Genomic DNA, 1,293 nt, shown 5'->3' with positions numbered 1-1,293 from the left:
TTTTTTTATTTTATTTAGCTTATTTGTTTATTAAAATACAAACCACCCCGTTATACCCAAAAATGCTAAAAATTCATAACTATGCTTGAGATCCTATGTTGTTAATTAAAAAAAAATGGGGAGGGGTAAAAAATAATGTCAGTCAGTATAAAGGATAGTTAAAGGGGTCTGCCTATGAACATCAATACCTCATATTCTACTTTCTTAGTTGTATTTTTTTTGGGTGTTGACTTAGCAAAAGATATGCAACTCATCTTTACATTTTGAAAGAATGCCAAAAACAACTTTCATCTTTTTGTGATTCTTTAGCAAGGAGCATAAAATCTTTTAAATTTTTATTCTGCAAAATTGAAATATACCTATCTTTTTGTTCTACTGGTATTACTAATGGAAATAAATCTTGTTCTAAGCAAGAATATACGATTAAAAATCTACCAATCCTTCCATTGCCATCAGAGAATGGATGGATACGTTCAAAATGAATATGACTTTCTAAAATATATTCTAATTTCTTATCTTTATCAAATGTGTTTTCAAGTTTATAATAAAGATTTTTACACCATTCATATATTACTACTGGGACTTGATAAGGCAAGGTTGTTTCAAATTCTGCACCTATAATCATATTTTGAGTTGTCTTGAATTGCCCTTTGTTGTAAAGTAAATTTTCCATAATAATTGCGTGAAACCTACAAATCAATTTCTGATCTATTTTTTTCTCATTTTCTAAACATTCTATCATAAAAGGTAGTAATGTCTTATAATTTCTAACCTCATAAAAATCTCTTTCATTCATTGCTTGAGGGATATAATTATTTAAAATAATTGAAGCAGTTTGGGCTTGAGTAAGTTTATTACCTTCTATAGCCGTGCTATGGTGTGCCATACGCACACAAAGGTCTAGTAAATAATCATTGTTCAAAATATTTTTCATTTTTGCTCACCCATTTTTCAAAACAATCTTTTTAGTTTTTTTAGCTACTGATAATTTCTTATTATCATAACAAAAATATCCTATTACTAACGATGACTTTCTCTAAAGAATCACTAACATTGATAATCAAAAAATGGAAGGATTGTGAAATCATACAAAAACACTCATTGAATGCAACTATAAATATACTTAAATTTCCTTCACTTTATCTAAATAATCTGCCCACCATTGAAGTAATGGTCTCATTTGTTCGCTATAATCTGCTTTATGACTATAAGCTAAAGTTACTTGATTGCCTACCCTATGATCCAATATAGCTTCTTTGATCTCAAAAGAAGCATTGTGTTCATTTTGATGAG

At 28.5% G+C, this 1,293-nt stretch carries 1 protein-coding gene; it reads right to left on the bottom strand.

What is annotated here, in order from left to right; genetic code table 11:
- Positions 1 to 256: 256 nt before the first annotated feature.
- On the bottom strand, positions 257 to 934 hold the full coding sequence (locus BKH44_RS08620; RefSeq protein ID WP_095272433.1) for a Fic family protein: 678 nt from the start codon (positions 932 to 934) through the stop codon (positions 257 to 259).
- Positions 935 to 1,293: the final 359 nt, after the last annotated feature.

It is taken from the genome of Helicobacter sp. 13S00477-4 (assembly GCF_002272785.1).
Classification (GTDB): Bacteria; Campylobacterota; Campylobacteria; order Campylobacterales; family Helicobacteraceae; genus Helicobacter_J.
The sequence above is the reverse complement of the archived record's forward strand: the minus strand, read 5'-3'. Positions and strand labels throughout refer to the sequence as shown.